Raw genomic sequence first — 13,313 nt, forward strand, 5'->3', positions numbered from 1 at the left:
CGTTCGGTGCGTCCAACGCACCGAACGCCACATTGGGGCGCTTGAGCCTCAGCCCACCCAGGTGACCGCGTGCTTCTCGAACCCCCGCGCCTCAGCCACCCGCGCCGCCTCGGCCTCCGCTTCCTCCCGGACCGCCGGGCGCAGCGGGTCGAACGCCGTCACCGTGAACGTCAGCTTCGCCCCGCTGCCCTTCGTACGCCACGTCCCGGCGATGTCGCCGTCCGCCAGGAGGACGCCCGGGTTGCCCAGCATCTTCCAGACCTCCTTGCGCCGCGCCGGGTCCGGGACCAGCAGGGCCTTGTCGCGCGCCTGGATGAACGGGTCCAGCGGTGGCAGCAGCCGCACCACGTCCGGCTCCGGCGGGTTCTCCAGTGCCGGGAGGCGGTCCGCGGGCAGGAAGCGGGTCTTGCCCTCCACCTTCACCGACGCCAGGTCCGGTGGCCACGTCCGGTCCACCACCGCCCGGGCCGTCCCGGCGTACTCCGCCGCTTCACCCGCGGTCGCCGGGCCGTTGAGGGCCAGGTACCGCTCGATCACCGCGGTCGCCGCGGCCGGGTCCGGGGTCTTCCGCAGCCGGCCGCGGCCCTCCAGCGGGGCCAGCGTCGCCGGAGTCGCTCCCGCCACCAGGCGGACGCCGCCGTGCGGGGTCGCGATGCGCATCAGCTGCTCCTGGATGTGCGTCGCGTTGCACCCCCGGCACCACCGTGAGAACGACGGCGGCAGGACTTTCGTCACCGCTCCCGAAACAGCGCCCTTCGTCATCGGTTCCGTGACGACCTTGCGGATGGCCGCCGCCGTCGTGAACACCACTTCGCGCGCCGCCAGGCCCGTCGCCGCCATTTCCTTGCGCTGCCATAGCATCCGGGCCTGCGCGTCCGCGTCGTCCAAGGGCACCAGGGCGCTGATCACCTCGGGCAGGTCCGAACGCAGGTGGTAGTGCGGTGCGCCGCGCAACGTCCAGGCCAGGACGAGGCGGTCGTCGTCCTCGAGGGACACCGTGCCTTCGAGCCGGGCCACCAGGGCGAGCAACGCCGTGTCGCGCATGCTGTCCTGCAGCCCGGCCCGGACGACGGCCAGTTCGGCCGCGTCGCGCGCCGTGCGGTGCAGGCCGTGCTCGGCGATGCGGTAGGCGAGTACCTGGCGACGGTCCACTTGCGCCTCCTAGAACGCGTACTCGAACGTGTACCCCATTTTCTCCTCGCCCATCGCGCCGCCGACGGTGCCGTTCCCGGTGAGCCCGGCCAGCGCGCCGGTGCCCGAGCCGGGGACGACGGTGAACGTCGAGGCGATGCCGTGAGCGTCGAACGTGTACTCGTGCCGCACGACGAACGTCCCTTCGCGACCCTCGATCCTGCCCTCGAAGCGCTCGAAGCTCGGCGACGTCGTCGCGCCGCTCTCGTAGCCTTCGCCCGCGTAGTACAGCAGAAGGTCGCAGATCGATTCACCCTCGATGACGCCGTCGTACGCCATCGTGGCGTGCGCGTACGCCACCCGGGGGCCACCTTCGGTCCCGCTGACGATCTTCTCGTCCCAGTTCTTCATGGTGAATGCGTTCATGGGGACCACCCTGCCGGGCTTACCTGTCAGCTTGTGTCAGGTATTTCTGTCAAACTGAGGACCATGCGCGCGAGCCGCCTCCTGACCGTCCTCCTGCTGCTGCAGAACCGCGGCCGGATGACGGCCGAGGAGCTCGCGGAGGAGCTCGAGGTCTCGGTGCGCACGGTCTACCGGGACATCGACGCGCTGTCGGCGTCCGGCGTCCCGGTGTACGCCGACCGCGGCCGGACCGGCGGCTACCGGCTGGTCGACGGCTACCGGACCCGGCTCACCGGGATGACCGAAGAAGAGGCCCAGTCGCTGTCGCTGGCCGGGCTGCCCGTGGCCGCGGCCGAGCTGGGGCTCGGCACGGTCCTCGCCGCCGCGCAGCTCAAGCTGTACGCCGCGTTGCCGGCGGAGCTGCGAGACCGGGCCGGACGCGTCGCCGAGCGGTTCTACCTGGACGTCCCCGGCTGGCACCGGGGCATCGAGAGCCTGCCGACGCTGTCCGCCGTAGCCGACGCCGTCTGGTCGTCGCACCGGATCCGGATCCGCTACGAACGGTGGGGGCAGCGCGTCGTCGAGCGCGAGATCGAGCCGCTGGGCCTGATCCTCAAGGCGGGCAACTGGTACCTCGCCGGCCGCTGCGAAGGCACCGACCGGACCTACCGGATCTCGCGGGTGCTGGAGCTGACCGACCTCGGCGAGGTGTTCGAGCGGCCCGCCGGGTTCGACCTCGCGAAGTACTGGCAGGAGTGGTCCGAGCAGTTCGAACGCCGGATGTTCCCGCGCGTGGCGGTGGTGCGGCTGTCACCGCGCGCGCAGGCTCTCGTACCGTTCTACGCAGGTTCTGTCGGTGCCCGCGCCCTGCGCGAGTGCCGCGACGAGCCCGACGCGGACGGCTGGCTCACCGTGGAGCTGCCGGTGGAGCCGGGCGAACCGGCCATCGGCGAGCTGCTGCGCTTCGGGCCGCACCTGGAGGTCCTCGCACCGGCGGACCTGCGGGCGGAGCTGGCGGAAGCGATCGAGGAGATGGGCGCGTTCTATGGGTGAGCTGAGCGGGATCGCCATCGGCGTCACGGCCGAACGCCGGGCCGGCGAGTTCATCGCGGCCCTCGAACGCTCCGGCGCCGAGGTCCGGCACGCGCCGACGATCACCATCGTGCCCCTGGACAGCGACCCCGAGCTGCGGGCGGGCACCGAAGCCGTGCTCGCCGCGCCGGTGGCGTTCACGGTGGTCACGACGGGCGCGGGCTTCCGCGGCTGGCTCGGCGCGGCGGAGGGCTGGGGCCTGCGTGACCGCCTGCTGGCGGCTTTGGGCGAGTCCCGGATCTACGCCCGCGGCCCGAAGGCGGTCGGCGCGGTCCGCGGCGCCGGGCTGCGCGAGTCCTTTTCGGCCGAGTCGGAGTCGAACGCCGAGTTGTTCAGCGCGGTGGCGGCGGCCACGGACCTCGGCGGCGCGCGGGTCGCCGTCCAGCTGCACGGGACGCCGCTGCCCCAGCACACGGCCCCGCTGGTGGACGCGGGTGCTTCGCTGGTCGAGGTGCAGCCGTACCGGTGGTTCTCCCCGCCGGACGTGCGCCCGGTGCACGACCTGATCGACGCGGCCATCGCCGGCGAGCTGGGCGCACTGGCGTTCACGAGCGCCCCGGCGGCGGCCAACTTCCTGACGCTGGCCCGGTCCTACGGGCAGTACGACGAGCTGCTGGCCGCGATGCGCGGGCCGCTGGTGTGCGCGTGCGTGGGGCCGGTGACGGCGGCACCGCTGGAAGCAGCGGGCGTCGAGACGCTGCAGCCGGAGCGGCAGCGGCTGGGTGCCCTGGTGAAGCTGCTGGTCACGAACCTCGGGAGCCGGGCGGCGGAATAGATTCGCGCCGGGCCCGGAAGAGGGAGTGTGCGAACAGTTCCCGATTCCTCCTCTTCGGCCCGCTCGCCCGGGTCGGACCCGCCGGCCGACGCGGTGCTGCTCGCCGGGACGCGAACCGACTTCGGCACGGTCTTCGACCGGTACGCCAGGGAGATCTACCGGTACTGCGCCCGGCGCGTCGGCACGGAAGCCGTGGACGACGCGGTGTCCGACACCTTCGCCATCGCCTACGAGCGCCGGGGCCGGTTCGACCCGGCCCAGCCGAGCGCGCTGCCGTGGCTGTACGGCATCGCCACCAACGTGCTGCGCCGGTACCGGGCCACCGAAGCCCGGCACCGCAAGCTGGTCCGGCAGCACGGCGAGGCAGCCGCGGAGGGGGCGGCCGAACGCGCCGTCGCCCGCGCGGACGCCGACACCGCGGTCCGGGCGCTGGCCGGCGAGCTGGACAAGATCTCCCGCCGCCAGCGTGACGTGCTCTACCTGTACGCCGCCGGCCTGACCTACGCCGACATCGCGACCGCGCTGGACATCCCCATCGGCACGGTCATGTCCCGGCTCAACCGGGCGAGGACGCGGCTGCGGGCCGCCCTGCTCGAGCTGGGCATCACGACCTTGGAAGGACCGGCATGACCGAGCACGACGTCGTCGACGCGGCGCTGCGGCACTACCACCACGCCGGGCCCCGGCCGGATCCCGCCGATCTGGCCAGGATCCGCGGGGCGGTCCTGGCCAGGACGGCCGCCGCGAGGAGGCCCGCCCGCCTGCGCGGGGTGTCCGTGGCCGTCGCGGCTTCGGTGGTGGCAGCCACCACGATCGCCCTCTGGCCGGAGAGCCCGCCCCCGGCTCCTTCGGCGACCCCGGCCGGTCCCGACGCCGGTGCCGAGGCCATCACCGCGGCCGGCAGCGTCTCCGCGACCGTGGACCTGATCGTCCGGCGGGTCGCGAACGCCGAGCCGCTCGACCTCCGCGACGGCGGCGGCTACCTCTACACCGCGGATCGCTCCGTGTCGGTGCAGTCCGCGACCGGACCGGACGGCCCGGCCCACTACGTCACCGAAGACGTGACAGAGCGGTGGAGCGTGGTGGGCGAAGGCACGGCGCCGAAGCTGATGCGCCTGACCCGCGGCCTCAACGCGCGTCCCCTCACACCGGCGGACGCGGCGAAGCTGGCCCGGTACGGCGCGGACTACACCAAGGTCACGACGTCCACCTACGAGCCGTCGAGCCACCCCAAGCTGGCGGAGGCGCCGTCCCCGCCCGGCCTGGCCAATCCCACGCCCGCCTACCTGGCGTCGCTGCCGACCGACCCCGGCGGGTTGCTGGCGGTGCTGCGGGCTTCGGTGGACGCGAAGGGGACGGACGCCGACCGGCAGGTCTTCAAGGCGGGTGCCGCACTGGCCACCACGACCGACGCCCTGCTCCCGCCCGGCCTGCGCGTCGCCCTGTACCAGGCGCTCGCCCGGGTGCCGGGGGTGGAGCGGATCCCCGGCCGGGTCGACCTGGCCGGCCGTCCGGGCGTCGCGATCGCCCACACCCACGACGGAAAGCGCACGGAGATCGTCATCGATCCGGCGACCTCCCGCACGCTCGGGTACCGCATGGTGACGACGGCCGCGCTCGACGGCATGGCGCCCGGCACCGTTGTCTACTCCGTCACCAAGAACCAGAAGATCGTCGAACACCTGGGGGACCTGTGATCACCGAAATCCTGCTGGCCGCGACCCTGGCCGTGACCCCGGGCTGGGAAGTCGTCCCGCTCACGCCGGAGCCGGGCAACCTGGTGGCGACGACGGCGCTGTCCGCGCACGACGTCTGGACCGCCGGATTCGCCGTCGACCAGGAGATCGTCGACGGCAGGCCCACTGTCACCTTCCAGCCGCGGACCTGGCACTGGAACGGGAAGGCGTGGTCGCGGGTGCCGGTCCCGCCGCTGGCCGACGGCCGGACCGGCCGCTTGAACGCGATCGCCGCCGCGGCACCCGGCCGGGTCTGGGCCGTGGGCGACTCGTGGTCGCACGGCCGGACGAGCTCGCTGATCGAACGCTGGGACGGGAAGGCGTGGTCGCCCGTGCCCGCCGGCGACGATCCCGGCCTCGACCAGCACCTGTACGGCGTGGCGGCCATCGGCGATTCCGACGCGTGGGCCGTCGGCTCCACCGCCGACGGCGAGCACACCAGGCCGATGGCCCGGCACTGGGACGGCGTCCGCTGGAAGTCGACGCCCCTTCCGGCGGACCTCGTCGACGGCGACCTGTTCGCGGTCGCGGCGAGCGGCCCGGCCGACGTGTGGGCGGCCGGTGTGGTGGCGGACGGCGACGGTGTGGCGCCCCTGGTCCTGCACTGGAACGGCGTGGCCTGGCGCCGGATCGCCCTGCCGTCCACCGCCGGCCTGGGGCAGGCGAGGGTGCAGGCCCTCACGGTGTCGGACGGGCAGGTCCGGGCAGTGGGCGATTCGACCACCGACGGCGCCCTCAACCGCAAGCCCCTGGTCTTCCGCCTGACGCCGTGGGGCGCGGTGATCGAGCGGACCCCCGACGAGCGCGGCCAGCTCAACGCGGTGACGACCGTGGGCCGCGAGGTGTGGGCCGTGGGCTACCAGTACGACGAGGCCGGCGACACCCACGCGTACGCCCTCCGCCGGGGAATCGACGGTCAATGGCGGCGCGCGGCCGTGCCGGACGCCGCCGGCGCCACCTTGTTCGGGCTCACGCGGGTGCCGGGTACCGGAACGCTCTGGACCACCGGCGCCATGAACGGTGCTCAGCAGGGTGTCCCCGCGCCGCTGGTGGCGAGGCTCTCCTGAGCCGGCTCAGAACAGTCCCTCGGGGCTGTCGTCCTCCTCTCCGTCCGGTTTCCAGCGGTACTTCCGCAGGTCGACGCGCTGGCCGTCCGCCAGCACGCCTTCCGCGCGCAGCCGTTCGAGCTGGTCGTGGACCAGGTGCGGCGCCGGGGTGCCGTTCGCGCGCAGGATCCGGTGCCACGGCAGGTCGTGCCCGTCCTCGGCCAGGATCGCGCCGACCATCCGCGGTGACGGTGCGCCGGCGAGCGCCGCGATGTCGCCGTACGTCGCGACCGTGCCGGGCGGCACGGACTCGATGATTTCCCGCACGCGCTCGTGCAGAACGTCGTCCATACCGACACTGTGCCGTACAGGTACGACACTTTCGGTGGCCGCCTGCCGCACCGAGCGCGTCCTTCACCGTTGTCAAGCGTGCCGGTGCACCACCCGGGGGAGCGGGCGTGGTTCCATCGCGGGGTGAACGGGAGGCGAACGGCGCAGGCGGACGCGCGGCTGGTGCGCCCGCCGATCCCGGACGCACCCATGTTCACCTGGGACGACGGCGCCCGGCGCGTGCTCTCCGCACCCGGTGGGTTCCTCCGCGTGCTCGGCGGCCCCGGCACCGGCAAGACGTCGCTGCTGGCCTCGGCCGCCACCCGCCGGATCGCCGAGGGCGCCGATCCGGAGAGCGTGCTCGTCCTCACCACCTCCCGCAAGGCGGCCGACGCGCTGCGCGCCGACATCACGCGGCGGCTCACCGCCGACCCCGACCAGGCGCGGCCGCTGCCCCGGACCGTCCGGGAACCGCTCGTGCGCACCGTGCACTCCTACGCCTATTCGCTGCTGCGGCTCGAAGCGATCGCCGAAGAGGTCCCGCCACCCCGGCTGCTCGCCGGTGCCGAACAGGACGTCGTCGTCCGCGAGCTGCTGGCCGGTGACCTCGACGAAGGCGCCGAGTACTGGCCGGAGCAGCTGCGGCCCGCCCTGATGGTCCCCGGTTTCGCCGAAGAGCTGCGCGACCTGCTGATGCGGGCCGCCGAGCGCGGGCTCGGGCCGGAGGACCTCGCCGAGCTGGGCCGCCGCCGCGGCCGCGAGGAATGGGTCGCCGCCGGGCAGTTCTGGGCGCAGTACGAAGAGGTCACGCAGCTGCAGGGCGCGGGCGGCAACGCACTCGGCGTGGCGAGCGCGCCCGCGCTGGACGCCGCCGAGCTGGTCACCTCCGCGCTGCTCGCCCTGGAGGACGACGACGAGCTGCGCGAACGCGAGCGCACGCGCGTGCGGCACCTGTTCGTCGACGACGCCCACCACCTCGACCCGCTGCAGACCAGCCTGGTCCGGGTGATCGGGCACACCGCCGCCGAGTTCGTCGTGGCCGGCGACCCCGACCAGAACGTGTTCTCGTTCCGCGGTGCCGACGCGAGCCTGTTCGCCGACGCCGATCCGGACGGCAGCCGGACCGTCACGCTCACGACGGCCCACCGGCTCGCCCCGGCGGTCCGCCTGGCGGTGGCGAAGATCGGCGCGACGCTGCCCGGCGCGTCATCGCACCGCAAGATCGTCCCGCCTCGCGGAGCGACCGGCGGGACCGTTCGTGTCCGCGTGATGCCGACGCCGGCCGCCGAGGCGAGCTGGATCGCCGACCAGCTCCGCCGCGCCCACCTCGTCGACGGCGTGCCGTGGTCGGAGATCGCCGTGCTCGTCCGGTCGCCGGCACGGACTTTCCTGGTGCTGCAACGGGCTTTGCGCGCCGCCGGCGTCCCGATCGGGTCGGCCACCGAGGAGCTGCCGCTGGCCCGGCAGCCGGCGGTGCGGCCGTTGCTGGCCGTGCTGAAGCTCGCGCCTTCCCCGGAACTCCTCGACGTCGACCTCGCCGAAATGCTGCTGTCGTCGGCGCTCGGCGGCGCGGATCCCTTGGCGCTGCGCCGGTTGCGGCGCGGCCTGCGCCGGCTGGAACTGGCCGGCGGCGGGCAGCGGTCGAGCGACGAACTGCTCGTGGAAGCGTTGCGGGGTGGGGACATCCTCGCCGGGCTGGCCGACGCCGAGGCCGAGCCGGTGCGGCGCGTCGGCGGCCTGTTGCGCGTCACGCACCAGGCCGTGGCCCGCGGCGACGGCGTCGAGCAGGTGCTGTGGCAGCTGTGGCGGGAAAGCGGGCTGGAGGAGAAGCTGCTCAAGCAGGCCGAGCGCGGCGGATCGCTGGGCGCGCAGGCCGACCGTGATCTCGACGCCGTCGTGGCGCTGTTCGACGCGGCCGGCCGGTACGTCGACCGGCTGCCCCGCGCGAGCGTCGCTTCGTTCGCGGATTACCTTGGTGCACAACGGATCGCGGGCGACACGCTGGCGCCGGCCGCCGTCCCCTCCGACGGTGTCTCGCTGCTCACCGCCCACTCCGCCGCCGGTCGCGAGTGGACGGTCGTCGCGGTCGCCGGCGTCCAGGAAGGGGCGTGGCCGGACCTGCGGCTGCGCGGGTCGGTGCTCGGGGTGGAGCGGCTGAAGGACCTGATGGCCGGGGTCGACGACGACGCCGTCTCCCAGACCGCGCCGATCCTCGCCGAGGAGCGGCGCCTGTTCTACGTCGCGATGAGCCGGGCGAAGCGGACGCTGCTGGTCACGGCGGTGTCGGGGGAGGACGAGCAGCCGTCGCGGTTCCTCGACGACCTGGAGGAGAACGGCGCCGACGACGGCGGCCTCGACTCGCGGATGAAGCCGCCGGGCCGGTCGCTCGTGCTCGCCGAGCTGGTGGGGGAGCTGCGCGAGGTCGTCTGCGACGACAAGGCCGACCCCGCGCGCCGACGCCGTGCGGCGAAGCAGCTGGCGCGGCTGGCCGACGCTCGCGTGCCCGGCGCGCACCCGTCGACGTGGTACGGCCTGCTCCCGGCGTCCAGCGACGAGCCGGTGCACCCGCCGGGCGACCTGATCCGGATCTCACCCTCCACAGTGGAAATCCTGACGAAGTGCCCGCTGCGCTGGATGATCGAGCGGCACGGCGGCAGCGACCCGGCCCAGCTGGCGGCGGTGACGGGGACGCTGGTGCACGGGCTGGCGCAGGCGGTGGCGTCCGGCAGCACCGGCCCCGAGCTGCAGGCCGCTCTGGACGAGGCCTGGGTGCGCGTCGACGCGGGAGCGCCGTGGTTCTCCCGGCGCGAGCGGCGGCGCGTCGAGCAGATGCTGCGGAACTTCACGACGTGGCTGGAGCAGAGCCGCGCGGAGCTGAAGGAAGCCGGCGTCGAGCAGGACATCGAGGTCGAGCTGCCGGTCGGCGGTGAGGACGACGTCCGGGTGCTGCTGCGCGGGCGCGTCGACCGGGTCGAGCTCGACAGCGAGGGGCGGCCGGTGATCGTCGACATCAAGACGGGCAAGGTCCCGGTGTCCGGCGCGGAGGCCGAGGCGCACCCGCAGCTGGCGGCGTACCAGCTGGCGGTGCTGCTCGGGGCGATCGAGGGCCGCAACGCGCCAGGCGGCGCGCGGCTGGTGTACGTGGCGAAGGCCAACAACAAGACCGGGTCGACCGAACGGGCCCAGCCGCCGCTCGACGAAGTGGGCGGGAAGCAGTGGCTGGACCTGGTGCGCGGCGCCGCGGAGTCGGCGACGGGCCCGGACTACCAGGCCCAGGAGAACCCGGACTGCGACCGCTGCCCGGCCCGCGGCTGCTGCCCGCTGCGCCCCGAGGGACGGCAGGTGCCGGGCCCGTGACTCGCTCGAGCCGTCGCCCCGGTGTCGCGAATGACTCATTCGGGACCTCCGAAGCCCCGAATGAGTCATTCGCGGCATCGCTGCGCCGCGGTGGGGTGCGTCCGTGAGCCCGCTTCTGGTTGCCAATCCTGTCGAGCCGGCTGAGCTCGCCGACGCGCTCGGGCTGCACCGGCCGACGCCTGAGCAGGCCATCGTCATCGCCGCGCCGGTCGAACCGTCGCTCGTCGTCGCCGGGGCCGGGGCGGGCAAGACCGAAACCATGGCCGCGCGCGTCGTCTGGCTCGTCGCCAACGGCATCGTCAGCCCCGACCGCGTCCTCGGCCTCACCTTCACCCGCAAGGCCGCGCGCCAGCTCGGCGAACGCGTCCGCGCGCGGCTGCGGCGGCTCGCCGGCTCCGGGCTGCTCGATCGCCTCGACCCCACCGGCGGCCTGCGATCCACTGTGGTCGCCGGCGAACCCACCGTCCTCACTTACCACGCCTACGCCGGACGGTTGCTCTCCGAGCACGGCCTTCGGCTGCCCGTGCAACCCGGCGTCCGGCTGCTTTCCGAGACGTCCTCGTGGCAGATCGCGCACCGCGTTGTGTCCACATGGGACAATGAGCTCGACACCGACCGCGTCCCGCCGACGGTGACGGCGGACGTCCTGCAGCTGGCCGGCGAGCTCGGCGAGCACCTGATCTCCACCGAACAGCTCGCCGAGTACACGACGTGGATGTGCCGCGTCATCGAGAACGCGCCGCGCGTCAAGGGGCAGCGGGCCGCGCTGCCGCAGAAGCTCACCGAAGTCATGGCGGCGCAGCACTTCCGGCTCGCGCTGCTGCCGCTGGTCGAGGAGTACCACCGCCGCAAGCGCAACGAAGGCGCGCTCGACTTCGCCGACCAGATGTCGCTCGCCGCGCAGCTCGCCAGTGGGTACCCGTCGGTCGTCCGCGGCGAGCGTGAGCGCTTCGGCGCGGTGCTGCTCGACGAATACCAGGACACCGGGCACGCCCAGCGCGTGCTGCTGCGGGCGCTGTTCGGCGGCGTCGAAAACCCGCCGATGCCGGTCACCGCGGTCGGCGACCCCGCGCAGGCGATCTACGGCTGGCGCGGCGCCAGCGCGGCCAACCTGCCCCGGTTCACCACGGACTTCCCGCGCTTCGACGGCGAACGGCTCGTCCCCGCGCACGAGTTCGGGCTGCTGACCAGTTTCCGCAACCCGCCCGAAGTCCTGGACCTCGCCAACGCGATCGCCGAACCGCTGCGGGCCCGCGGCCTCGGCGTCGAACGGCTGCGGGCCCGCGAGGGCGCCGGCCCCGCGGACATCGCGTGCGCGCTGCTGCCGGACATCCGCGCCGAACGCGCGTGGGTGGCCGACGCGCTCGCCCGGCGCTGGTACGCCCACCAGGAGCAGGCCGGGAAACCGCCGACCGCCGCGGTGCTGGTGCGGCGCCGCGCGGACATGGCCCCGATCGCCGCCGAACTGCGGGCGCGCGGGCTGCCGGTCGAGGTCGTCGGCCTCGGCGGGCTCCTGGACGAACCCGAGGTCGCCGACCTCGTCTCGACGTTGAAAGTGCTCGCGGACCCGCTGTCCGGCAGCGCGGCGGCCCGGCTGCTGACCGGCGCGCGCTGGCGGCTCGGGGCCGCCGACGTCGCCGCGCTGTGGCGGCGGGCCGGGGAGCTGTCCAGCCCCGAGAAGCCGGACACGCCCGAGCTGGTCGTGGAACGCGTCGAGCAGGCGGGGCTGATCGACGCGATCGACGAGCCCGGGGACCCCGCCCGGTATTCGGAAGAGGGCTACAAGCGCATCCGGCGGATCGGCTGGGAGCTGGCCGCGCTGCGGCGGCGGCTCGACCAGTCGCTGCCGGAGCTGGTCGCCGACGTCGAGCGCACGATGCTGCTGGACGTGGAGTCGTTGGCGCGTCCGGGATCCGCGGGACGGGCGCACCTGGACGCGTTCGCCGAGGTCGTCGCCGACTACGCCGAGACGGCGCCGACCGCGACGTTGCTGTCCTTTGTGGACTACCTGAACACCGCCGCGCACGCCGAGGACGGGCTCACGCCGGGCGAGGTCGAGGTCGTCCCGGATCGGGTGCAGGTGCTCACCGTGCACTCGGCGAAGGGGCTCGAGTGGGAGGTCGTCGCCGTCCCGCACCTGGTGCACGAGGTGTTCCCGGGACGGCGGCGGTCGTCGTCGTGGCTGCGGACGGCGACGTCGCTGCCCGCCGCGTTGCGGGGTGACGCCGCGGACCTGCCGGAACTGCGGATCGCCGAGGGGTACGACCGCAAGGAAGTCCAAGAAGGACTCGAGCTGCACGAAGCCGGGTTCGTCGAGCGGGAGCAGGCGGAGGAGCGGCGGCTCTGCTACGTCGCGCTGACGCGGTCCGAGCACGCGCTGATCGTGTCCGGGCACTGGTGGAACGAAAGCAGCAGCCGGGCGAAGGGGCCGTCGGAGTTCCTGACGGAGATCGCCGATGTGCTGCGGGAAACCGGCGTCGGGCAGCTCGCCGAGTGGGCGCCGGAGCCGGCCAAGGACGACGAAAACCCGCTGGTGTCGGACTCGCGGGCGTCCCGGTGGCCGGTGGATCCCTTGGCCGACCGGCGCACCGGGATGCAGACCGGGGTGGAGCTGGTGTCCGAGGCACTCGCGTCACCGCCCGGAACCGAGGAGGCCGAGGAGTCCGAAGAGGACGATCCGGACGGCTGGCTGACCGACACCGACGTCCTGCTGGAAGAGTGGGCGCGCAAGGACGACCACGTCAAACGCGTCCCGCTGCCTTCGCGGCTTTCGGTGAGCCAGCTGGTCGCCCTGGCCGACGACGCCGGGAAGCTGGCGGCGGACCTGCGGCGGCCGCTTCCGGTGGAGCCCAACAGCTTCGCCCGCCGGGGCACGGAGTTCCACGGCTGGCTGGAACGCCGGTTCGCCGGCGACCAGCTCATCGAGATCGACGAACTCCCGGGCGCGGCGGACTTCGGCGAGGCACCCGACGCGGACTTCGAGGAACTCCGGGCGGAGTTCGAGAAGAGCGAGTGGGCACCGCGGGTCCCGGTGGCGGCGGAGGTGACGTTCTCGGCCGACGTCGAAGGCATCACCCTGCGCGGCCGCATGGACGCGGTCTTCGCCGACCCCGACGGCGGCTGGACGGTCGTCGACTGGAAAACCGGCGCGGTCCCGCCGGAGTCCCGCCTCCCGGCGTTGTCGGTCCAGCTGGCGGCCTACCGCATGGCCTGGGCAGCCCTGAAGAACGTCCCGGTGGAGCAGGTCCGCGCGGCATTCCACTACGTCCGCGCGAACCGCACGATCCGCCCGGCCGACCTCCTGGACGCCGAAGGCCTCCGCAACCTCCTCCGCAACCTCCCCGAGGCGTGATCACAGAGCCGACACGCGTGATTGGGAAGCCGACATGCGTGATCGGAGGGACGACACGGCGGGCCTTGGGCTCAGCGTCGTGTCGACCC

10 protein-coding genes are annotated in these 13,313 nt (G+C 73.7%); 7 read left to right on the top strand and 3 right to left on the bottom strand.

Annotated elements, in window-relative coordinates:
• Positions 1 to 48 precede the first annotated feature (48 nt).
• Together AB0G28_RS34355 and AB0G28_RS34360 are read right to left on the bottom strand one after the other, a co-directional pair.
• Entirely contained in the window at positions 49 to 1,152 is a 1,104-nt protein-coding gene (locus AB0G28_RS34355) for a crosslink repair DNA glycosylase YcaQ family protein (RefSeq protein ID WP_361098874.1), read from the bottom strand.
• A gap of 9 nt (positions 1,153 to 1,161) precedes the next feature.
• Positions 1,162 to 1,557: a DUF3224 domain-containing protein gene (locus AB0G28_RS34360; RefSeq protein ID WP_361098877.1), complete on the bottom strand. Its 396-nt coding sequence runs from the start codon at positions 1,555 to 1,557 to the stop codon at positions 1,162 to 1,164.
• Between the two features lie 63 nt (positions 1,558 to 1,620).
• Here AB0G28_RS34360 and AB0G28_RS34365 point away from each other — a divergent pair, with 63 nt between their 5' ends.
• The 5 genes from AB0G28_RS34365 to AB0G28_RS34385 are packed head-to-tail and all read left to right on the top strand — an operon-like array spanning position 1,621 to position 6,206.
• Complete coding sequence (locus tag AB0G28_RS34365; RefSeq protein WP_361098880.1) at positions 1,621 to 2,589, top strand: YafY family protein; 969 nt, start codon at positions 1,621 to 1,623, stop codon at positions 2,587 to 2,589.
• Positions 2,582 to 3,403: a uroporphyrinogen-III synthase gene (locus tag AB0G28_RS34370; protein ID WP_361098883.1), complete on the top strand. Its 822-nt coding sequence runs from the start codon at positions 2,582 to 2,584 to the stop codon at positions 3,401 to 3,403. Before AB0G28_RS34365 ends, AB0G28_RS34370 begins: the two co-directional genes overlap by 8 nt.
• A 27-nt stretch (positions 3,404 to 3,430) precedes the next feature.
• Positions 3,431 to 4,033: an RNA polymerase sigma factor gene (locus tag AB0G28_RS34375; RefSeq protein WP_361098886.1), complete on the top strand. Its 603-nt coding sequence runs from the start codon at positions 3,431 to 3,433 to the stop codon at positions 4,031 to 4,033.
• Positions 4,030 to 5,100 carry a CU044_5270 family protein gene (locus tag AB0G28_RS34380; protein ID WP_361098889.1) on the top strand — a complete coding sequence of 357 codons (1,071 nt, stop codon included), beginning with the start codon at positions 4,030 to 4,032 and terminating at the stop codon, positions 5,098 to 5,100. The genes AB0G28_RS34375 and AB0G28_RS34380 overlap by 4 nt, the downstream gene beginning before the upstream one ends.
• A complete protein-coding gene (locus AB0G28_RS34385; RefSeq protein ID WP_361098893.1) occupies positions 5,097 to 6,206 on the top strand; it encodes a hypothetical protein in 1,110 nt (369 codons plus the stop codon). Before AB0G28_RS34380 ends, AB0G28_RS34385 begins: the two co-directional genes overlap by 4 nt.
• 6 nt (positions 6,207 to 6,212) lie before the next feature.
• On the opposite strand, the gene AB0G28_RS34390 is transcribed toward AB0G28_RS34385, so the two are convergent.
• The gene (locus tag AB0G28_RS34390) at positions 6,213 to 6,536 is read right to left on the bottom strand and encodes an MGMT family protein (RefSeq protein ID WP_361098896.1); all 324 of its coding nucleotides are present in this window, start codon (positions 6,534 to 6,536) and stop codon (positions 6,213 to 6,215) included.
• 162 nt (positions 6,537 to 6,698) lie between these two features.
• Here AB0G28_RS34390 and AB0G28_RS34395 point away from each other — a divergent pair, with 162 nt between their 5' ends.
• Together AB0G28_RS34395 and AB0G28_RS34400 are read left to right on the top strand one after the other, a co-directional pair.
• Positions 6,699 to 9,872 carry an ATP-dependent DNA helicase gene (locus AB0G28_RS34395; protein WP_361099050.1) on the top strand — a complete coding sequence of 1,058 codons (3,174 nt, stop codon included), beginning with the start codon at positions 6,699 to 6,701 and terminating at the stop codon, positions 9,870 to 9,872.
• A 103-nt stretch (positions 9,873 to 9,975) separates the two neighbouring features.
• Positions 9,976 to 13,224 (top strand): ATP-dependent DNA helicase, encoded by a 3,249-nt coding sequence (locus AB0G28_RS34400; protein ID WP_361098900.1) that lies wholly within the window; start codon positions 9,976 to 9,978, stop codon positions 13,222 to 13,224.
• Positions 13,225 to 13,313 lie beyond the last annotated feature (89 nt).

The sequence above is a fragment of the Amycolatopsis sp. NPDC021455 genome, assembly GCF_040640995.1.
Classification (GTDB): Bacteria; Actinomycetota; Actinomycetes; order Mycobacteriales; family Pseudonocardiaceae; genus Amycolatopsis.